The sequence below is a fragment of the Armatimonadota bacterium genome, from assembly GCA_037138755.1.
Lineage (GTDB): Bacteria > Armatimonadota > Fimbriimonadia > Fimbriimonadales > Fimbriimonadaceae > Fimbriimonas.
The window spans coordinates 295,793-315,028 of record JBAXHT010000002.1; the positions used below are offsets into that span (position 1 = coordinate 295,793).

The window sequence follows — 19,236 nt, forward strand, 5'->3', positions numbered from 1 at the left end:
AATAACTGATTCTGATAATCTCTCCCATGCCATGCGTCCGGACTTTGACAAAGCCCAGGAGTTCACCCGCCAACTCGCCGTCTGCTTCGAGGAAATGAACAGCCCCGATCCTGCGGCTCGGGAAAATTTTGACGTTGCGTTCCTAAACTCCCTGTTTCATCACAACTGGGAGCAGCCTTACATCAGAACCGAACTTGGAGATCTGAGCTACCAGTTCATCTGGCCCGAAGTGGGAGAGATTCAACCCACGATCCCATCATTGGCTCTCGATGAGATTGTCTTCCACCACTCAGGGGCGCAAGTGGTCAACAGTGATGGCAAAGTCATGGCTTCGCTAACCCCTGGCGACATGCTGGGGCTCAAGCTGTTCAACTGCCGCAGCCTCAACTGGAAAGGGGGTTGGGCCGAACACGTCGATGTCGATGTTTACAGAGAAGGCGGCCCGGTTGAGATAGGCGTGCCCAACGACGTCATGCTACCACCACTGGTGGCGCGAAGTCTGCAATATGCAATGTCTCTCTTTGGAAGCACGTCCACGTTCGAACCTCGAATATCCCTGGTGCGGCCCAAAGGTCGAACAAAAGCGTCGGATCCGTCGGACCTGATCATCAATTGTCCCGCTTTTCCGCCGCAGGAACTCGAAACTCAGTTAACAAGGTATGTCCACGTCGTGTGTCGTCACGCGCCCGATCACATCGCTCGACGGATATTTGCGAGCTCTAGTTTGGTGATCGATGATCAAGATCTCTTCCCGTTGAACTCCTTGTTTCAGGAACCTAAACTTGTCGAGGGTAGGCTCATACTGTAGGCCATGCCAACGCTCCGAATCACTCTCGTCGATCCGCCCGAAGAGTTCCTTGGTTACGGCAAGATTCGGCACCAGCTACAGCTCAAAAAGGGCTATCTTCAGCCCTCGTCGCCGAACGTATACGAAACAGAGTTCGAGTTGGTCGAAGGCGTCCCCAAAGGGCAGATCGTCCACTACCACGGCGACAAGCGCCGGTTCATCTACATCCAATGGGTCGGGGCGCACGGCCAGATGTTTAGGCGGATCAAACTCTACTTCGAACACTTCTTGGAGGATGACAAGGAAAACTACGATCTGCGGATTGCGGGCACTATGAAGGACGGCTCACCCGCCTGTTCAACCGCACGACTTATCCCGTAAACTATCCCTATGCGTCTTGATGAAATCGAAGAGAGTTCAAATGTGGAGGATCGGCGAGGGTCGATCCCTCGCGGCGGGATGGTTGCGGGTGGAGGCATTGGTGTGGTTGTCCTCGCCATCATCGTAACTCTTCTCGGCGGTGATCCTCAACAAGTCCTTGACGCATCCAAGACCATGCAAGGCGGCGCACCCCAGACTCGGGGCGATGCGCGGCCTATCGATGACGAAGCCAAACGCTTCGTCTCCAAGGTCTTGAAAGAGACTGAGGATGTGTGGACTGACATCTTCCGCGAAAAGGGAATGACCTACCAAAAACCCAAGCTCGTCGTCTTCACCGAACGAGTGGAGACCGGCTGCGGAATCGCCGACTCCGGCGTTGGTCCCTTCTACTGCCCTGCCGACAACCAGGTCTACATCGACCCAACGTTCTACGACACGATGGAGAAGCAGCTTGGAGCTGGCGGCGATTTCGCCCAAGCTTACGTCGTTGCCCACGAAGTAGGACACCACGTCCAAAACCTCCTCGGCACCTCCGACAAAGTCAATGCCGCCCGCCGCCGCATGTCTGAAACCGAATTCAACAAGGTTTCTGTCCGCATGGAACTTCAGGCCGACTTCTACGCCGGAGTCTGGGCGAAACGAGCGGGCAAACTAAAGATCGACCGTCAAGACATTGAGGAAGCGATGAACGCCGCCTCCCAGATCGGAGACGACACCCTCCAAAAGCGAGGTCAAGGCTACGTCGAGCCCGAGAAATTCACTCACGGAACCTCGGCTCAACGAGTGAACTGGTTCATGAAAGGATTCCAGTCCGGCGACATCCGCGACGGAGATACCTTCAGCGCCCGAAACCTTTGAAGGAACCTTTGAACGATTCCAGCGGTTAGTGGCACTAAGTTAAAGAGATCGTCATGAAAATTTGGTTGCCCCTCATCGCCATTTCTGTATTCCTTGCTGGATGTAGCGGAGGGGCCGATGCAGCAAAACGAGCCCCGGCCTCGCCGAATGTGATGTCGGAGATGTCCACTGCCTCACCCGCCGATGCCGAAGGCGGAGCTGCACCCGCAGCAGTCCCAGCCCTACCGCGAAAGATCATCTACACCGGCTCAGTCGCCCTGCGAACCGACGACCTAGACGCCGCCGAGAAGAAGCTGGACGCGATGGTGAAGCAATTCAACGGCTACCTCGGCTCGGCCAGCCGATCCGGAACCAAGGGTTCCCAACGCTCCGGCTCCTGGACAATCCGAATCCCGAGCACCGGCTACGGCTCCTTCGTCAAAGCTATCTCAACAATCGGCGAACTCGAATCCAGTTCGCAAGAAGCCCAAGATGTCAGCGAAGAATTCTACGACGTCCAGGCTCGGCTGAAAAACAAGAAAGTCGAAGAAGCCCGCCTTGTCGAACTTCTCCAAAAAGCCACCGGCAAGCTGACCGAGGTGCTACAAGTCGAAAAAGAACTGTCCCGCATTCGCGAAGAGATCGAGCAAATCGAGGGCCGACTCCGGTTCCTCACCAACCAGACCGACCTTTCAACCATCACCGTGACCATCAACGAAGTCAAACAATTCCGCCCCGCCGGTCCCCCATCGCTCTCAAACGACATCAGCCGAACCTTCTCCGAATCCATCGGCCAACTAGGCGACGCTGCCCGCGGTCTCCTGCTGATCGTCATCGCCGTCTTGCCCTGGGCAGTATTACCCGGGTTAGTCGTTGGCTATCTTCTGCTTCGAGCGCGCAAGGCGAAAGCGGCGGTAACCATAGACTCCAGCGAATCCGACCAGAACATACGCCCCAAGATCTAGCCACAACGGACGAATGGAGTGAATATGGAGATAGCCGTCGTCAGTAGCAGACGATGGGAACTGTAAATCATCCCAGCCTGTTATGTGCATGGAGTGGTCTAGGGCTCCGGGGGGAAGAGTAAGATCATCTAGGAGCCCAGGGACGGCTCCCGGAAATAAAGGAGCATCCCAACTCGGCTTTGGAAGGACAACACCTTCCGCAGTCGCAGAGCCGACCCCTGAACTGAGCAAGAACACCTGGAGCTTGGCCGGCTTCCCTTGATTAGACGCAGGTACGAGATATGGGAAAAATGGTCTATCCGTCTTGAAAGACATCCGAATCGGCTCAAGTTCAGTGCGTTCACTCTTCTTCTTCAGTTTGAAGGCTGTCAGATACCACTTCTTCTTCAAATAGAACTGTGTCCATTCTTCGATGTCCTGACTTGCTTGGTAGCCGTTCTGGTTAAGATAATTGGTCAGTGCGGCAGGGTCATCAGAACGTAATGTCGTTGCCTCATAATTGCCAACTTCAACAATTTGGGCAACCTCAATACCACCCGCAACGGCCGCCTTCGACATCGTAGCTTCGCCTGCCGCCGCGGCCATCAGGACGGGAACGGGCCGATGATCCTCAATGGTGCGAAAGGCTCGAGTAGATGCTGCCTTGAGCTCCGGAACCGATGGACTGGGTGCAATGAAACCCATTTCTGGACTCGTCGATTGAAAAGATGCCTTTCGAACAAAGTGCTCGGTCTGGGTCGAATCATCCCAAATGACAATATCCTGTTGGCCGCCAAAATACACTCGGCTCTTTCCAACCCCACAACATGCCCAACTTTGGTAGGCGGCGAAGAGGGCGAAAGTTGTTAGGAACCGCTTCATGGTCGCAAGTTTAGCAGGGTTGGTAAGCTGAGTCAATGCGTTCGTGGTTGCCCTCCTGTCTATTGCTTTCGAGCGTTTTGCTGGCTGGCTGCGGAAGCGGGTTCAGCGAGCGGGGCGAACGGACGGCGGGAGAGTATCGGTGGCTCCTGCGCTACGACGTAAAGACCCTTGATCCAGCGGCAATCAACGACTGGACGACCGGCGAGGTTCTTCACTATCTGTATCCGACCATTGGCGAAGCGTGCGAGATTGAAACTGCAGACAACGTAACATTCAAACTACATGTCAAGGAGTTCGATTTCTCAGACAAAATTGGTAACGAGGTCACCGGCGAGGACATCCAACACACCATTGAGCGATGCCTCATACCCGAAGTTCAGTCGGGGTTGGGAAGTCTATTCGCCGCTCAGATCGCAGGAGCAGATTCCTTCGCAAAGGGCACGGCACCTCACATAACCGGAATCACGGCGGAAGCGCACGACGTCACAATTCAGCTGTCCAAACCGGATACCGCATTTGCCGACAAACTCAAGAATCGAGCCTTCGGAGTCGTCAATCACGACGTTGTCAAACTGAACGAGCCAATCAAGGATTGGAAGCCAGGGTATGGCCTTGGCAGATGGTCGCTCAAATCGTTCGAACCTGGTCGAGAGTGGGTTATCGCCAAAGGTGCGGAGACGATCAAGTTCCAATTCGTAGGCGACTCGGCGTCTCGGAAGACGCAGTTTGATGTTGACAAAGCCGACCAGGCAATGTTTGCCGCCCACGAGATTCCTGTCGTCAAGGGGCACCCGATGTTAACCAAAGGCGGACCGACCACGCTGGTTTATCTCCAGTTCAATCAGAAGATCGCACCATTCAATGATCGGGCGAACCGACTAGCAATTATCTCCAATTTGGAAACGGGAGGTCTTGGGTCGATTCTTGACAACAAGGTCGATCCCCCGGCCGGATTCGGAACGCTCAGTAGCCTCGGCAAAAGCGTCACTGGCTTCAAAGCAACTCAGCCCAAGCCGTTTGAGTTCGAGTTGGTCTACGCCGACATCGGTCACTCGAACCCGGTAGTCGAAGTTCTGATCACGCAGATGCGAAAGTTCGGCATCAAAGCAAGCGCGAAGCCGATGACTTCGGGTGGCTTGATCGCCGCCAATAATCGCGGCGAGCTGGCTTGCTTATTCACCGGCTGGCAACCCGACTTTCCGGGCCCCCTCAATACGGTTCCCTATCTCTTTCATTCCAAATCACCGGAGAACCACTCCGGTTTCGCGGACCCGCAGGCCGACAAGTACATTGAGCTAGCTCAAACTGGAACAGACCCGGAGGCGAACATCGCGAGGGCCCTCGATATCATTCACCAGAACATTCCGGGAGTTCCGCTTTATGTTCAGCGTGACCTAGTTTTGAAGCGACGCGAGCCGCCTGAAGTGTTTTAGCGGGCCTAGGCAATGCCGATAGGGACGACATGATAGTAATCGGCTCATTTGGGAGAGATCGGCAATCAAAGTCATAGCGCACATTGCACTGCGCCCTCGAAACTCGGCCCAAGGTGCTTGAACGTAATGATTCAGATTCAAAAATGACGAACCTGGTGTTCAACAGAGACCAGCGTAGGTGGATCGTCAGAATTGTAAAATGATGCCAACCTGAACACCGTCAGCATCATTGTCATGCGACGAGCTTTCACCTTGATCGAACTTCTTGTGGTCATCGCCATCATCGCGATCCTCGCTGCAATCCTCTTCCCCGTCTTCGCCCAGGCGAAGCTGGCGGCAAAGAAGACGACGAGTATCAGCAACATGAAGCAGGTTGCGCTCGGAACCCAACTCTACATTGGGGATTTTGATGACGTGATGCCTCCTCTACGTTGGTACAACCCCGCTGATCTCTCCATTCCCAGCACATACGGGTTCTACTTCTATCCAGTGCTTTTGCAGCCCTATACCAAGAGCACAGAGCTGTTTTTGGACCCCAACGACCGCGGCGATGATTCGGCAATGCACTACACCGGTTGCCCGGGAGCCGCGCGGTTCGACAAGACGGGCTGTGCTTATTGGTACCTCACCGGAGCGTTTCCGAGCTATGGCTACAACCGGCGGTACATGAACACTTCGCTTCCAGGTGCCTTCGGTGCACTGACTTACTTTGGAGTTTCGGCGACCTCGCTTGGTTCGCCGGCACAAACCGTCGTCTTTGCCGAGGCTACCGGAAAGGATCTCGTTTCACCGGGTCAGCCGATTGTTCGGCAACCGGTCGGATACCACCGAGTGGATGCCCCTTCATTCTGGATTCCAGCGTCCGCCGCAGATCCCGCGGCGGTGGGCGTGGATGCACGAACCCAAGGTCAGCTTTGGGGGCGATACGACGCGAAGAAGGTGATCGTCAACTGGCTGGACGGTCATACAAAGTATGTTCCGATTGATTCCTTGGTTGGGCAAGGAGCGACCGTACAGGAGCGAGACAGGTTCTGGAACGGGATCGGGAACTGAGGTTTCAGTCTTCAGCCCTCAGCTTTCAGCAATAGACTGAGGGCTGAGGGCTGAGAGCTGACGGCTGATCCTACTTACCCAAAATCTTGAGCTTCGGAGCCTCGCCCTTCTTACCACCGACAGTGACTTGGTTTTTAACAGAGAAGCTGTCACCGATCTTGTGCTCTTTCTCGAACTTCCCTTCGACTTCGACTTTGTCGCCGTCTTTGGGTTCTTTGTCGAGCTTGCCTCGACCATAGACTGAGATCTTCTCCTTGCCGTCTTTCAAGTCGAAGACGTAGTAGTCGTTGCCAGCTTTGCTGGTTTTGGCTTTGAACTTATCGACAGTTCCGGTGACTTTGACAGTCTTTTTGTCGAATTCATCGGCCTTTTTGACGAGGTCAGCGACTTTCGCGGCGTCTGCGGCGAAGGCAACGACCACGAGTCCAGCGAGGATGAGAGAGAGGGTGCGTTTCATTTTCTTAGAACTCCAGCAAGGCATGGACGGGTTTGCCGCCTAATGCGGTTCGCCCGTCCAAAAATGTTAAATCAATCATAAAGCCGAAACCGGCAACTTCGCCTCCAAGGCGCTCAACGAGTCGCTGCGCTGCGGCGGCAGTTCCGCCAGTGGCAAGCAGGTCATCGATGATGTACGCCTTCTGACCGGGCTGAATGGCATCGGTGTGCATTTCGACCGTGTTCGTGCCGTACTCCAGCGCATACTCTTCAGTGATTCGCTCGTAGGGGAGTTTGCCGAGCTTGCGAACCATCGCGAACGGGAGCTTGGCCTGGAGGGCAATCGGGGTTCCGAACACGAAACCGCGACTCTCGATACCGACGATCACATCCGCTCCGCTTTCGAGAGCTTTTGCCGTCATAAGGTCAATGACTTCCTGGAAAGCCGCCGGATCTTCGAGAACGGGAGTGATGTCTTTGAAGAGGATTCCAGGTTTCGGAAAATCAGGTACATCGCGGATCAGCGACGCGGCGAGGAGCTCAGCCATATTTACGATAGAATACCTAGCACCTTCATGTGCTCGGTGTACTATGCCAATCTGACCGCCGAAAAGCTCCAGCGTGAGCTTCCATTTTCGGTGCTTGAAGGATACTCGCCGAGGCTAAACCGGGGGATTGTCCGCCCGACAGACTGGGTGGAGGCGATTTGTATGGCGGGGGTTTTACAGCCGATGCGATGGGGATTTTCGCCTTCATGGAGCCAGGAAGACTGGAAGGCAAAGCTCATCAACATTCGCTCGGAGACAGTCGAAGAGAAGCCGATGTTCAAGGCGGCTTTTCGGGGGCGACGGGCCGTGTTACCGGTCAGTGGGTACTTTGAGTGGGTTGAGGAGGAGGTTGAAATTCCGAATCCCCAGGGAAGCCTCTTCGGCGAAAAGCCGCAAACCAAGAGCGAACAGCGCAAATACGCCTTGGTCGTCCGCGGCCACGATCCGTTCTTTTTTCCTGCCTTGTTCGAAGACTATCTGGACCCGAACGGGTCCGAAATTCGAACTGTCGGTCTCCTGACGTGTGAGCCGAACGGATTTACGCGGAAGTTTCACACTCGGATGCCGGTGGTCCTGACCGGCGAGCAAGCATCGGAGTGGCTAGACCGTGGCTCTTCGAACCTGTTGGGACCGCCGCCGTTTGCGGCAATGGACGCGATTTCAATTGTTAAGTGAATGTAAATCTTTCAGCTTCTTAACGCAATCTTTACTTAAGAGTCTTAACATTGACTCATGCGAAGAGCGTTCACTTTGATCGAACTCCTTGTGGTAATTGCAATCATTGCGATTCTTGCCGCGATCCTATTCCCCGTTTTTGCTCAGGCCAAGGAAGCCGCAAAGAAGACTAGTTGTCTCAGCAACAACAAGCAGATGGCGACTGCTTCGTACATGTACGCGGCGGACGCAGACGATATTCTCATGCAAACAAGCTGGGAAGGAACGATCACTCCAAACCCGATCAACCCCGGTGATAAGTTCCAGATTCATTGGACCTACAATATTCAGCCTTACATGAAGAACATGCAAATGCTGGTGTGCCCCTCCGACACGGATGCTCAGGTTCCAAAATTCCCTTGCGATGGTGTCACCAAGGTTCTTGGACAGCTGAGCGGAGGAGTGATGACCTGCGACTGGATGGCTCCGAAGTACAGCTACATTCCAAACTATAACCTGATCCCAGCCCACGACTGGCTTCCCGTCTCAATGACTTCGTTCGATCAACCAGCCAATCTAATCATCTTCGCTGAGCGACGAAACAAGCTAAAGAACGGCACTCTCATGGGTCAACATAAAGGAACTTCCGGGTTCAACCCATCTCAGCCTTGTCCGAACTGGTCGATCGTCTCGTTCACTGCTCTGACAGGAAGTCCTAGCACGGGAACATATTCCTACTGGACTCAGGCTCAAGCTGCAAACAATCTCCTTGTCGATACAAACGATAAGCGAGATATTGACCGCGTTGCCTTTGATCGGCACACCGAAGGTAGCAACTATTCGTACGCAGACGGTCACGCAAAGTACATGAAGATTGGCAAGGTTCTTGACCCGGCGGCCTATCAGTTCGGCGAGAAGTGGTACCCAACCCCGATGCCAGGTGGCGCAGTCTGTCCATAATGATCGCACTTCTACTTGCCCTTACGCAGGTAACGAACACTCGAGTCGCATGGCTCGGGTGTAATCGTTTGGATGCTAAGGATTGGGAATCCCAAAAAGCCGAGAATCCTTCATCCGCGAATCTCGTTCAACTGCGCCAATCTCTCTCTGATCTCGACAACTTGTCTCCTCGGCCGTCGGTGGTCTTTATTGCTGGAGACTTTGTAAACGGCTACGCTGATGATGATGGCACGACGCTTCGGGAGCAACTTGCCGCTTGGAAGGAAGAAGTTCTCAAATCGTCATTGTCGCGCCACGCCAAGATCATTGTCGTTCCGGGCAATCACGAGGTCAACAAAAAGGTCGGCGACAATCGAATGCCGAACTGGGAGACAACCCCGATTTGGAACACATGGCTCAAAAGCTCACCGTTTTGGGACGGCGTTGTACCAGGGCCTACTCCCGATAACGATGTTGCCGACGAGCTGGCAGACGATCAGTCACTGCTCAATGGAACGCTCACGGTTGGTGTTGCTAAGTTCATTCTGGTGAACACAGACTGCAACAAGAAGTCGCAGAAGGAGAAGCCTGAGGTCGGATTGGTGGCAACTTCCTGGGTTGCGAGTCAGCTTGGAATTGCACAAGCAGATCAGTCCGTCAAAGCGATCTTTGCGATTGGCCACAAAAACTTGTTGCAAAACGGCGTCGGTGACGCACCGGTAGCCGAGAAGGACGCCAAAGTGCTGCAAACAAGCATGGAAGGTACGGCAAAGTTTAAGGGCTTTCTCTGCTCTCACGTCCATGCCTGGCACAAGCACTCGTTCGGCGACGCTAAGTGGCAGATCATCGAAGGACGCGGCGGAAGCAAGTTGGAGAAAGATTGGAAACCCGAGGAGGGGCGGACGTTTGGCTTCACGGTTCTGGACATCGCGAATGATGGGCAGACGACAGCCACACGATTCGACCGACCCGTACCGACGGGAAACTACTTTGACGGTCCAGCTACACCGGCGAAGCCAAGCGTCAGTTGGAAGCTATAGCGCCTCGGTCCCAGTCATCGCTTTGATCGAAGCTTGCTGAGCAAGTCTTCCCGCGATTTGCTTCAACGCGTCGGCTTGGGCTGACTGCGGGTAGGCAACGACGGCAGGAATCCCCTGATCTCCAGCTTGCGATACTTGAGGGTCGAAGGGGACGGAGCCCAGGTAAGGAACCTTGAGCTGGGCGGCGAGGTCTTCACCAGAAAGGCCCGAGAACATTCTAGTCTCTGCACCGGTGATGGGGTCGATCAGAACTCCCATATTCTCAACGACACCCAAAATTGGCGAATTGAGCCGCTTGAAAAGTTGGACCGCCTTCCCTGCGATATTTGCCGCAACGTTGTGTGGAGTCGAAACAATCACTACGCCGGTAAGTGGAACAAGCTGCGCCAGAGACATCGGTGCATCACCCGTTCCAGGGGGAAGGTCAACCAGCAAGTAGTCAAGAGTTCCCCAGTTGACATCGGCAAGCAACTGCCGCACGGTTCCGGCAACCATCGGCCCACGCCACAGCACAGCTTGGTCATCATCCAGAAGGTATCCGATCGACATCGTGTGGACTCCAAATCGGAAGACCGGAACGATTTTCTGCCCTTCAGTAAACGGCTTCTCGTTTTGCGCGCCAAGAAGCAAAGGAACCGAAGGTCCATAGACGTCGGCATCGAGAATTCCCACGCGAGCACCCTTTTGCGCCAACGCCACGGCAAGGTTTACGGTAACAGTGCTCTTGCCAACTCCGCCCTTGCCAGAGGCAATCGCGATCACATTAGCAACTTCCGGAAGCAGATCTTGAGCTTCGCCTGGCCTCGCTCGGACCGTGGCGGTCATTTCGATTTCAACCTCTGAGACTCCCTCCAGACCCCGGACGGCTTCGTCAGCCTGTGCCTTGAGTTCCTCTTTAACCGGGCAAGCCGGAGTCGTGAGGTTGATGGTGAACGAAACATTGCCTCCCTCAATCACGACGTTTTTGACAAACCCGAGCGTCACGATGTCGCGGTGCAGGTCGGGATCCATCACGACTTTGAGGGCGTCAAGAACTAAGGACTCAGAAAGGGGCATTGGTTTAAGGGTACCAGCCAAGCTATGTGCTGATCGCTTGGATCTCATAATCATCATAGGCATCCACGACTGTAACGAGTGGGGTACACCTTAAGCGTGCCAAGCCACATTGCGATAGTCGGAGCGACGGGTGCCGTCGGGGCCGAATTTTTGAACTTGTTCCAAACTCGAAAGTTTCCTGTCGACTCGTTGAAGTTGCTGGCATCGGCCCGCTCGGCTGGAAAAAAACTGAAATTTGGGACTCAAGAAATCGCGATTGAAGAAGCGACTACAGACTCCTTTAGCGGAGTTGACGTTGCCTTCTTCTCCGCTGGAGCGACACGGTCCAAAGAACTGATCCCCGCCGCTCTAGCCGCAGGCGCCCTTGTCATTGACAATTCAAGCGCATTCCGAATGGATCCCGAAGTTCCCCTGGTGGTCCCCGAGGTGAACTCCTCGGAAATGCTCCCGACAAGTCGCCTGATCAGTGTCCCCAACTGCACCGCAATTCTGCTCTGTGTTGCCATCAACTCCCTCCGCACTCTGGGAAAGATGGAGAGGCTGATCGTAAGCACTTACCAAAGCGCAAGCGGAGGCGGTGCGGCAATGATGCACCAACTTGAGCAAGAAACCCGTGCGCTCTTGGCGGATGAAGAGCTCCCGGCCAGCAAGCTAAACCACCGCTACGCTTTCAATCTATTTAGCCATAACACCGCAATCGGAGAAGACGGCTACAACGAGGAGGAGTCAAAAGTGATCGAGGAGACTCGAAAGATTCTGGGAATGCCGTCGCTCAAAATCAACGTGACGTGCGTTCGCGTGCCTGTCCTTCGGGCGCACACCGAAACTGTCACGATCGAGTTTGATGGTCCCGCTCCGTCGGTCGAAGCCGCGAGATCTGCATTATCGAACGCACCTGGAGTTCGACTGGTGGATGATCGCCAAAAAAATATCTTTCCGACTCCTTTGGATGCCAGCGGTCGAGGTGACGTCTTGGTGGGACGAGTGCGACAAGATTTGTCGAATCCAAATGCCCTCTCGCTCATGCTCTCCGGTGACCAGCTCCTGAAAGGTGCCGCGTTGAACGCGGTTCAGATCGCCGAGCTTGCCCTTAGCTTGAAGTAGCCAAAGACACAAAAAAACGTGAGCAACCTATGGTTGCCCACGTTTTGTACCAAAAGCCGACTTAGCGTCGATTGCGTCGGCTTCCGAACGAGAAGTGGAACGGTTGACCACCAATCGAACGGCCCTGCGAGTTGGTGAAGTAAGTGGTGAACCCAAGATTTGTTCCGGCCACCAGGCGCGTGGAGGACGATCCATCGGCGTTCATGACGTACAACCCGCTATCACTTGCATTGCCAGTGAAATTGATGAACGACACTTTGCTCTCAGTTTCGTTAACACCGAACCCACTCTCAAACACGAGATCAGTTGAGGTGACACGGGTCGCAGTACCACTAGGGTGAGTGACTGTATAAAGTTCAGTCTGGGTGCCTCCACCGCCGCCCGAGACGGGCTGCTGGCTAGCGAAGTAGACCTTCGTTCCAGCTCGGTTCCAGCTAGGGGTAAATGCTTCGGTGTTCAGCGTCGTCAAAGCGGCAACACCTGCTCCGGTCGTGTAGTTGATCGAGTACAGGTCAGAACTAGTTCCTGAAGGGTTGTCCTTGCTGTAAACCACGATCCGCTTGCCGGAATCTGGGCAGACGGCAAAGTCTCCACCATTGTCCAAAATCGTCTCCGTTCCGCCTGATGCCGAAACGACGAACAGCTTATAGTTGGCGTCTCCCGGTCGAACTGCGCTAAAGAGGACGTAGGCTCCGTCGGGGCTGAACTGGACGTCCAGGACGTCATCAAAGACGGTTGAAGTTAGCTGCGTGGAAGTCGCCGGATCGAGAGCAGAGTTACCCTTGTAAAGGCGCATCTGAGTTGTGGTGGCGTTAACAATATTCACGAACGCGAACTGGTTCGTCGTGTTCGGATTTGCCGCAACCGCCTTCGTAGTGTCTCCGCTAAACGATGCAAGAACGGTCTCATTGGTGCCATCCTCCTTGATCGACTTTAGGAATACACCGGTGCCATCCAATTGAGTAAAGAGAATCGCGTTGGAGGGAAGCGACCCTGCTGTGCCGCCTGCCGTAGAGGCTGTCGTTGCAGTCGTAGCTGTGGTTGCCGTCGTGGCGGTGGTTGCTGTGGTTGCCGTGGTTGCCGTGGTTGCCGTGGTTGCCGTCGTTGCGGTCGTGGCTGTGGTCGCGGTTGTGGCCGTTGTCGCAGTCGTTGCAGTGGTCGCAGTTGTAGCAGTAGTAGCCGTCGTTGCGGTCGTTCCGGTGGTTGTTCCGCCGCCGCCACCGCCGCCGCAGGCGATCAACACTATCGAGCCGGCGACTGCCGAGATTGCTACCAAATTAGATTTGCGTTTCATCACAAAGAATGCCCCTAAAAGCCGTAGGGCTACTTTACAGCATTTCCGGCGTTTTTTGCCTACTTCGGAGCGATAATCTGCCCGTAAAGTTCGGGGCGACGGGATTCCAAGATCGTCGTCTCGTGCTTGCCAGGAACAGTGATGTTTCGCTTGTTCCTGGCCAGATCAAGATCGAAGTCAGCAACTAAGACTTTCGCGTCATTTCCCACGGCTTGATCAAGCAATTGTCCGCCCGGAGCGATCAGCTTACTCTTGCCGATGAACGAGTAACCGTTCTCTGTACCGATGCGGTTGGCAGTCATCACGAAGACTTTGTTCTCTACTGCGCGAGCGATACACAAGTTGTCGGCTGAGATATCGGCACCGGTGGGCCAGTTGGTGGGAATTGCGATGATGTCGGCTCCCTTGAGCCCAAGTGTTCGCGCGGCCTCAGGATGACGAACGTCGAAACAGATCAGAACTCCGATTCTACCAACGCTCGTGTCAAAGACATCCAAAGCATCGCCGGGGCAAACAAAGTTGTCGTAACCAAGCTCGGGCAAGTGAGTCTTTCGGTAGTAAACGGCTTCTCGGTCAGAATCGAAAAGCGCGGCGGTATTATGAAGTCCCTTCTCGGCAAAGCCGACGACGACGACCATCTTTGCTTCGGCTGCAGCGCGCTGAATCGGGGCCAGCGAGCTCAACTCCATCCCGATCTGCACGGCTTCCTCTCGAGTGGAAACGCAATACCCCGTGAGAACACATTCGGGAAAAACCGCGAGCTGCACACCACTTTCGGAAAGAGAATTAATTTGCTCAACAACCCGAGCGATGTTTTCGCTCGGATTGTTGAAAGCGACGTCCATCTGGACGCTGGCGACGCGAACGGTCATTTAGACCGCCGCGACTGCGATGACGTTACTGATGCAAAGGAACAAGGTCTCGGAGTCCTTTTTCACTTTCAAGAACTGAGCGTCTGCAGCCTCCAGCACTCCTCGGTGCTGGGCAACGTTTGCTCCGGTCTCGACGTGAACCACAACCTTTTTGCCAACCAATTCTTGAACGATCATTGCTCTGATTATCCCCTACTTTCCATACAGCGTGACGCCGAGGCTCTTGAGCTCCGTTGCCGCTTGGATGACCCGAGCTTTCATGCCCGCTTCGGCCTTCTTCATGTACGATCTCGGATCGTAGACCTTTTTGTCACCCATCTCACCGTCGATTCGCAGGAGGCCGTCGTAGTTCTTCATCACATGGTCGACCACTGGACGTGAGTAGTGGTATTGGCAGTCGGTATCAACATTCATCTTGACCACCCCATATTCGAGAGTGGCGTGAATGTCGCTAAGCTCCGAGCCGCTTCCGCCGTGGAAAACGAGGTCAGCAATGGCGTTGTACTTCGCCCGAATCGCGTCGTTTCCGTTCTTGAGAATCATCGGATCGAGCTTGACGTTGCCTGGCTTATAGACGCCATGGACGTTTCCAAACGTCGCCGCCAACGTGAACTTGCCGAGCGCATGGAGGTGCTCATAAACCATCACCATGTCTTCTGGAGTGGTGTACAGCTTGCTGTGGTCGGCGCTCGAGTTATCGATTCCGTCCTCTTCTCCACCAACCAGTCCAGCCTCAACTTCTAGAACGATTCCCATCGGACCCATGAGCTTCAGGAGCTCAACCGAAGTCTTCATGTTCTCGACCATCGAAAGTTCCGAACCGTCGAACATGTGTCCGTTGAACAGCGGTACTTGTCCCGCATCGACCCGCCGCTGGCTCTCCGCGATCAGCGGACGAACGAACTTGTCGACCTTATCTGGGACGCAGTGGTCTGTTGTGAGTGCGACGTAGCAAGGCAGGTCCGCCGCCACCCGGTGGGTGTACTCGGCAAGAGCGATTGCTCCTGTCGACATCGACTTGATCGGACCACTCGCAAACTCCGAACCGCCAGTGCTGAACTGGATGATGCCGTCCGTCTTTGTCTCGGCAAACGCTGCCAGAGCGGCGTTCAGCGTGGAGCTAGAAGTGACATTGATGGAAGCCAATGCATAGTTCCCCTTCTGAGCTTCGTCGAGCATTCGGTGAAATGTTGGCGCGTCTGGTACCGGCATAATATCTATGTTATCCGATGAAGCGACTTATTCCCTTGCTCGCCTTATTGCCGCTCGTCGTTTCAATTGATCAGTCACGCTATTTCGTCTATCCGTGTCTCTTGCTTCTGGCGTTACTTTCACTGCGATTGGGCCTAGCAATGTCTTCCCGTAGAGAGGTCATGTACGTACCGATGCTGCTATTCCTGGTATCGCCTGCCGCACTCATGTGGGCTCTGAGTGAGCGGCGTGAGGGCCGAGACGTTTGGCCTCCGCTCGTAGCCATCGAGCTTGGACTAAGCGCACTGGGAACACTCTGGCTCCTGAACTCGGGCCGGATCAGCAATCGCCACGTCCCCTTTATGCTGGCAGCCGTGCTCTTGTGGTGCCTTTCCTTTGTGAGCGGTTCCTCGGGAGGCGCGGACCACATGCTCCCCTACTATTCCGTATTCGGCTTGAGTGCGGAGCAAACCTTAACTCTGATTCTCTGGAGTCGCAAACTCGTCCATGTCGTCTTCTACTCGACTATGGCAAACCTGTGGTATGCCTACTTTATTCGAACTAACTACGTCGACTGGACTGCCTCAGACAGGCATGATCAAAAAGATCGCGACCAACAAACGTTGCCCCAAGACGAGCGAAGGCCAGCGGTGCAAGTAGCGCTCGAACTCACCGCAATCGTAGCAATCTGCGATGAATGGCGACAGAACATGATGCCGAACCGAGAAGGATCGTATCGAGATGTACTGCTCGACCTTGGTGCAGCCACAATATGGCTCTGGTGGCGTTATCTCAGAACGAATTCAGCCAAGCAAGAAGCTCCAAGTTCTGACTCTCAAACATAAAACCGAGTGGATCCTCTTCTTGATTGATCCATCTTAGAGCCTGAAACTTATACTTATCGGGCTGGATGTCAACACCTGGTCCTAGACGGAAGGTCGGTATCAGCATCCCCATCTCTTCGCCCCCCAACGGCTTACCGCAAACGATCACCGCATCTGCTTTGTCCAAAACCAAATCCCTGTCCAGCTTGAACACTTGGTACCTTAGCTCGCGCTCTTTGAGGAAGAAGCGAAGCACGCGGCACATCACATCACACGCCTCCTCGTTGTCATCCCAACACCGGATTTCTATCGGGCGGTCAGCAAAGAAGTTTGCCAATGTTGCCGAAATCTTCGGAGCTACCTCAACATCTCCAAATCCCAAAATCGCTAACCGCTGAATCACCGCGAGAATTCTACAGTAAGATTAAGCCCGTGGACGATTTCGATTTCGGGTTCGAGCCGACGGAGCTCTCAACATCCGCGATCAGCTTCAATTTTCTTCCTTCCGGACGAATCAACAGCCTCTGGCTGAACGAATCTAATGGACCATTCTCATCCGATGTCCAGTTTGTCACCGGGCCTGTCGTCATGGCCGATGAAACGACGGATGATTACCTTCCTGGCACCGTGCTGCTGGGGGCCCGAACCAGCCCGGACGAACCTTGGATGGTGAGCCGAAACTCCACTGCAACCGTTAGAAGCGAAGAGAGCAATGTCGAAGTCGACTACGACTTCCCCCTGCTTCCCGAACTCGCCGTTACCGGCAATTTTTATGAATCCGACGAACAGCCGGGAGTTGTGATTTGGGATCTCGTCATCAAGAATAAGAGTCGGAAGAGCATCGAAATCGGGGAACTGGGCTTCCCATTCGCCTTCCTCAACACCCTGGACGGCTTTCCGCTGAACGACGAGGGCATGAACTCGCTACTCACCGAGAGAATGGTGCTCCAGCACCATATCGGCGGAGCTGGTAGCTATCTCGCCGCTCGTCGCATGTGCGGAGATTCGCCAGGCCTGCTGGTTTATCCTGGTATCGGAACGTCTTGGGAGTTCCATCATTCCGCTCCGATGTCGCTTCGGGTGAGCCCGGGCTGGTCGGGTGTGCCAATCGTTTATGTCCACAGTCGAGCCACGGCGGATCGCGAGGGTTGGGCCGATTGGTTCTATGGGCATAGTAGCCTTGTGTTGGAACCCAAAGAGGAGCAGCGTTACCAGATCTGCTTTGCCCCGATCATGGGTCGGCACGGATTCGAAATTCCTCTCGCGTTGGCGGAGTACAAGATTCCGACATTCCGACTGAGCCAAGGCGCGATCGCCCCGATTGATACCCAGAACTACATCGAGATCGCTGGCACTCGCCCTGCACAATTTGTTCCTGAGGCAGACGATGCAGAAATTGAGTCGGAGAGCGATGAGCACGGAGGAATTTTCGCGGTGTCTCGCCGACAGTCGGGTCCTCTTCGGGTTCTCGTAGAGGACATGGATGGTCGCGAATCCTGGTGCCATCTCTTCTTTGTCCGGCCGTTGGCCGAGTTGATTGAGGCACGAGCGCAGTGGATTTTTGATAACCAGTTGATCCGGAACGGTACGTTCGAGCATGGCATTTTGCCCGCGGACAACAAGGAAAATGCCCCAGAACTTGACTGCTTCCAAACCCCCTGGGGGATCGTTGGCTCACTCGCTGATGCGACCTTCTTGGTCGAGAAGAACATTGTCTACATGGATCCCGAACAAGTCATCGCGATCGACCGATATGTAGAAGATTTCTTGCTCAAAGTTTTCCATAAACCTTTGCAGAATACGTTTGCCTCGGTTTGCCCGCCAGCCGCGGGAGCCATTGCCTACGACGCCTCTCGGGCGCAAAATTACGTCCATGCAATCCGGTTGTATGAAGCGGTTTCTCGGCTTGCGCGCCACGCGAAGCTGACCCGAGACGAGCAAGGCTACATGGATCTTGCCAACGGCCTGATCGAGGGCTTGCTCAAGTTCGCAGATCGTGAGGGGCTATACTCCACGGCTCTGTTCGGTGCTTCCGATCTGATTAATGAGCCGGCTTGGAAGGAACTCCGGGATAAGTATTTGGAGCAGTACCGCTTGCCATTCTGGGTTGGTCGACACTTCTCGCTAACGACTTTAGACGAAGTCGCCGCGATCGCTGATCAGACTCACGCCATTTCCGCGACAGGCTCTGTGGAGCAGCTTTTGCTTACTCACCGATCAACCGCGCCGAACTGGTGGTCCTACGGAACGGAAGCGCGTCCTTTGGTTGATTATGAGCTGCACCCCGAGCTCAGCGACTATGGCGCGATGTACCCTTCATACACCTCAACATCCCTCTCTCACACCTTGCTTAGCTGGCTGAACCGTGACTACACGCGCCTGGATGAGCCATCTTTGAGGCTCGCTTTTGGTGGTCTGATGGCACCCTGGGCCATGGTTCGGGAGGATGGAGCCGCAAGCATGGGCTTCTGCCCTGATATGGCGTCCTCGCAGCGCGGGCTTTCGACGAGGACGGGCGACATCGGGTTCGCGTTGGCCGAATTCATTCGACGTGCAACGGTCTGGGTCCTGCCTTCGGCAGAACGAGGTTTTATCACATTCGGGGGGAACGTCGAAGCGTATCCCCGCGAGGGTAAACCCTGTCTTCGAATCGTTCCTTGGGATGGTGTCGGGCGCCGAGTAGTGATTCGACACATGAACGTTGAAATCACCGTTGAAGGAGCCAAAATAGACTCCCTCGAACTCAACGCCGACCTGCGATGGATGCTGATTACTCTCGACAATCCGAACGAAGCGGTACGGCGAGAAGCCACGATCCGGATAGAGGGCCTATGGGGCACAGCGTTTAGTTGCTCAGATGGAGCAGCTTCAATGGAGGGATCCGCCCTTGTGATCAGGCTGGCCGTTGAAGGTGCTCGGCTCCGAGAGATTGAAGTGAAACCTGTACAGTAACTTGTACAAG

Annotated in this window: 21 protein-coding genes; 12 read left to right on the forward strand and 9 right to left on the reverse strand. The window is 54.6% G+C overall.

Going from position 1 to position 19,236, the window contains the following annotated elements:
* The first annotated feature begins 31 nt into the window (after positions 1–31).
* Genes WCK51_11225 through WCK51_11240 form a run of 4 tightly spaced genes read left to right on the forward strand, consistent with a single transcriptional unit; the run spans position 32 to position 2,970 of the window.
* The gene (locus WCK51_11225; protein ID MEI7577457.1) at positions 32–808 is read left to right on the forward strand and encodes a hypothetical protein; all 777 of its coding nucleotides are present in this window, start codon (positions 32–34) and stop codon (positions 806–808) included.
* A gap of 3 nt (positions 809–811) precedes the next feature.
* Positions 812–1,168, forward strand: coding sequence for a DUF5990 family protein (locus WCK51_11230; protein ID MEI7577458.1), 357 nt, complete (start codon positions 812–814; stop codon positions 1,166–1,168).
* Between the two features lie 9 nt (positions 1,169–1,177).
* Entirely contained in the window at positions 1,178–2,026 is an 849-nt protein-coding gene (locus WCK51_11235; protein ID MEI7577459.1) for a neutral zinc metallopeptidase, read from the forward strand.
* Between the two features lie 53 nt (positions 2,027–2,079).
* Complete coding sequence (locus tag WCK51_11240; protein ID MEI7577460.1) at positions 2,080–2,970, forward strand: DUF4349 domain-containing protein; 891 nt, start codon at positions 2,080–2,082, stop codon at positions 2,968–2,970.
* On the opposite strand, the gene WCK51_11245 is transcribed toward WCK51_11240, so the two are convergent.
* Positions 2,872–3,831, reverse strand: coding sequence for a DUF2330 domain-containing protein (locus tag WCK51_11245; GenBank protein ID MEI7577461.1), 960 nt, complete (start codon positions 3,829–3,831; stop codon positions 2,872–2,874). The genes WCK51_11240 and WCK51_11245 overlap by 99 nt on opposite strands.
* Before the next feature lie 35 nt (positions 3,832–3,866).
* Here WCK51_11245 and WCK51_11250 point away from each other — a divergent pair, with 35 nt between their 5' ends.
* Positions 3,867–5,264 carry an ABC transporter substrate-binding protein gene (locus WCK51_11250; GenBank protein MEI7577462.1) on the forward strand — a complete coding sequence of 466 codons (1,398 nt, stop codon included), beginning with the start codon at positions 3,867–3,869 and terminating at the stop codon, positions 5,262–5,264.
* A 234-nt stretch (positions 5,265–5,498) separates the two neighbouring features.
* Positions 5,499–6,317, forward strand: a complete 819-nt coding sequence (locus WCK51_11255) for a prepilin-type N-terminal cleavage/methylation domain-containing protein (GenBank protein ID MEI7577463.1) — start codon at positions 5,499–5,501, stop codon at positions 6,315–6,317.
* Between the two features lie 70 nt (positions 6,318–6,387).
* On the opposite strand, the gene WCK51_11260 is transcribed toward WCK51_11255, so the two are convergent.
* The gene (locus WCK51_11260; GenBank protein MEI7577464.1) at positions 6,388–6,774 is read right to left on the reverse strand and encodes an exodeoxyribonuclease VII large subunit; all 387 of its coding nucleotides are present in this window, start codon (positions 6,772–6,774) and stop codon (positions 6,388–6,390) included.
* 4 nt (positions 6,775–6,778) lie between these two features.
* The gene (locus WCK51_11265; GenBank protein ID MEI7577465.1) at positions 6,779–7,300 is read right to left on the reverse strand and encodes an adenine phosphoribosyltransferase; all 522 of its coding nucleotides are present in this window, start codon (positions 7,298–7,300) and stop codon (positions 6,779–6,781) included.
* Between the two features lie 27 nt (positions 7,301–7,327).
* Between WCK51_11265 and WCK51_11270 the strand changes: the two genes are divergently transcribed.
* The 3 genes from WCK51_11270 to WCK51_11280 are packed head-to-tail and all read left to right on the forward strand — an operon-like array spanning position 7,328 to position 9,933.
* The gene (locus WCK51_11270) at positions 7,328–7,975 is read left to right on the forward strand and encodes an SOS response-associated peptidase (protein ID MEI7577466.1); all 648 of its coding nucleotides are present in this window, start codon (positions 7,328–7,330) and stop codon (positions 7,973–7,975) included.
* A 57-nt stretch (positions 7,976–8,032) separates the two neighbouring features.
* The gene (locus tag WCK51_11275; protein ID MEI7577467.1) at positions 8,033–8,914 is read left to right on the forward strand and encodes a prepilin-type N-terminal cleavage/methylation domain-containing protein; all 882 of its coding nucleotides are present in this window, start codon (positions 8,033–8,035) and stop codon (positions 8,912–8,914) included.
* Positions 8,914–9,933, forward strand: a complete 1,020-nt coding sequence (locus tag WCK51_11280; protein ID MEI7577468.1) for a metallophosphoesterase family protein — start codon at positions 8,914–8,916, stop codon at positions 9,931–9,933. The genes WCK51_11275 and WCK51_11280 overlap by 1 nt, the downstream gene beginning before the upstream one ends.
* On the opposite strand, the gene WCK51_11285 is transcribed toward WCK51_11280, so the two are convergent.
* Positions 9,928–10,989, reverse strand: coding sequence for an Mrp/NBP35 family ATP-binding protein (locus WCK51_11285; protein ID MEI7577469.1), 1,062 nt, complete (start codon positions 10,987–10,989; stop codon positions 9,928–9,930). The genes WCK51_11280 and WCK51_11285 overlap by 6 nt on opposite strands.
* 96 nt (positions 10,990–11,085) lie before the next feature.
* Between WCK51_11285 and WCK51_11290 the strand changes: the two genes are divergently transcribed.
* Complete coding sequence (locus tag WCK51_11290) at positions 11,086–12,093, forward strand: aspartate-semialdehyde dehydrogenase (protein ID MEI7577470.1); 1,008 nt, start codon at positions 11,086–11,088, stop codon at positions 12,091–12,093.
* 61 nt (positions 12,094–12,154) lie between these two features.
* On the opposite strand, the gene WCK51_11295 is transcribed toward WCK51_11290, so the two are convergent.
* From WCK51_11295 to fbaA, 4 genes are read right to left on the reverse strand one after another with little or no spacing between them, the layout of a single operon-like run.
* Positions 12,155–13,387, reverse strand: coding sequence for a hypothetical protein (locus WCK51_11295; GenBank protein MEI7577471.1), 1,233 nt, complete (start codon positions 13,385–13,387; stop codon positions 12,155–12,157).
* A gap of 59 nt (positions 13,388–13,446) precedes the next feature.
* Positions 13,447–14,259: a carbon-nitrogen hydrolase family protein gene (locus WCK51_11300; protein MEI7577472.1), complete on the reverse strand. Its 813-nt coding sequence runs from the start codon at positions 14,257–14,259 to the stop codon at positions 13,447–13,449.
* Entirely contained in the window at positions 14,260–14,436 is a 177-nt protein-coding gene (locus tag WCK51_11305) for a hypothetical protein (GenBank protein MEI7577473.1), read from the reverse strand. It lies immediately after the preceding gene.
* Between the two features lie 15 nt (positions 14,437–14,451).
* Positions 14,452–15,471 carry a class II fructose-bisphosphate aldolase gene (gene fbaA, locus WCK51_11310; GenBank protein MEI7577474.1) on the reverse strand — a complete coding sequence of 340 codons (1,020 nt, stop codon included), beginning with the start codon at positions 15,469–15,471 and terminating at the stop codon, positions 14,452–14,454.
* A 17-nt stretch (positions 15,472–15,488) separates the two neighbouring features.
* Here fbaA and WCK51_11315 point away from each other — a divergent pair, with 17 nt between their 5' ends.
* Positions 15,489–16,295, forward strand: coding sequence for a VanZ family protein (locus WCK51_11315; GenBank protein ID MEI7577475.1), 807 nt, complete (start codon positions 15,489–15,491; stop codon positions 16,293–16,295).
* Here WCK51_11315 and WCK51_11320 read toward each other — a convergent pair.
* Positions 16,243–16,677: a hypothetical protein gene (locus WCK51_11320; protein MEI7577476.1), complete on the reverse strand. Its 435-nt coding sequence runs from the start codon at positions 16,675–16,677 to the stop codon at positions 16,243–16,245. The two genes, WCK51_11315 and WCK51_11320, sit on opposite strands and share 53 nt — an antisense overlap.
* A 29-nt stretch (positions 16,678–16,706) precedes the next feature.
* Here WCK51_11320 and WCK51_11325 point away from each other — a divergent pair, with 29 nt between their 5' ends.
* Positions 16,707–19,226 carry a DUF5695 domain-containing protein gene (locus WCK51_11325; GenBank protein ID MEI7577477.1) on the forward strand — a complete coding sequence of 840 codons (2,520 nt, stop codon included), beginning with the start codon at positions 16,707–16,709 and terminating at the stop codon, positions 19,224–19,226.
* The last annotated feature ends 10 nt before the right edge of the window (positions 19,227–19,236 follow it).

Coding starts and splice junctions, on each gene's coding strand:
- WCK51_11225 (MEI7577457.1), top strand. CDS start 32: ATGCGTCCGGACTTTGACAAAGCCCAGGAGTTCACCCGCCAACTCGCC.
- WCK51_11230 (MEI7577458.1), top strand. CDS start 812: ATGCCAACGCTCCGAATCACTCTCGTCGATCCGCCCGAAGAGTTCCTT.
- WCK51_11235 (MEI7577459.1), top strand. CDS start 1,178: ATGCGTCTTGATGAAATCGAAGAGAGTTCAAATGTGGAGGATCGGCGA.
- WCK51_11240 (MEI7577460.1), top strand. CDS start 2,080: ATGAAAATTTGGTTGCCCCTCATCGCCATTTCTGTATTCCTTGCTGGA.
- WCK51_11245 (MEI7577461.1), bottom strand. CDS start 3,831: ATGAAGCGGTTCCTAACAACTTTCGCCCTCTTCGCCGCCTACCAAAGT.
- WCK51_11250 (MEI7577462.1), top strand. CDS start 3,867: ATGCGTTCGTGGTTGCCCTCCTGTCTATTGCTTTCGAGCGTTTTGCTG.
- WCK51_11255 (MEI7577463.1), top strand. CDS start 5,499: ATGCGACGAGCTTTCACCTTGATCGAACTTCTTGTGGTCATCGCCATC.
- WCK51_11260 (MEI7577464.1), bottom strand. CDS start 6,774: ATGAAACGCACCCTCTCTCTCATCCTCGCTGGACTCGTGGTCGTTGCC.
- WCK51_11265 (MEI7577465.1), bottom strand. CDS start 7,300: ATGGCTGAGCTCCTCGCCGCGTCGCTGATCCGCGATGTACCTGATTTT.
- WCK51_11270 (MEI7577466.1), top strand. CDS start 7,328: ATGTGCTCGGTGTACTATGCCAATCTGACCGCCGAAAAGCTCCAGCGT.
- WCK51_11275 (MEI7577467.1), top strand. CDS start 8,033: ATGCGAAGAGCGTTCACTTTGATCGAACTCCTTGTGGTAATTGCAATC.
- WCK51_11280 (MEI7577468.1), top strand. CDS start 8,914: ATGATCGCACTTCTACTTGCCCTTACGCAGGTAACGAACACTCGAGTC.
- WCK51_11285 (MEI7577469.1), bottom strand. CDS start 10,989: ATGCCCCTTTCTGAGTCCTTAGTTCTTGACGCCCTCAAAGTCGTGATG.
- WCK51_11295 (MEI7577471.1), bottom strand. CDS start 13,387: ATGAAACGCAAATCTAATTTGGTAGCAATCTCGGCAGTCGCCGGCTCG.
- WCK51_11300 (MEI7577472.1), bottom strand. CDS start 14,259: ATGACCGTTCGCGTCGCCAGCGTCCAGATGGACGTCGCTTTCAACAAT.
- WCK51_11305 (MEI7577473.1), bottom strand. CDS start 14,436: ATGATCGTTCAAGAATTGGTTGGCAAAAAGGTTGTGGTTCACGTCGAG.
- fbaA (MEI7577474.1), bottom strand. CDS start 15,471: ATGCCGGTACCAGACGCGCCAACATTTCACCGAATGCTCGACGAAGCT.
- WCK51_11315 (MEI7577475.1), top strand. CDS start 15,489: ATGAAGCGACTTATTCCCTTGCTCGCCTTATTGCCGCTCGTCGTTTCA.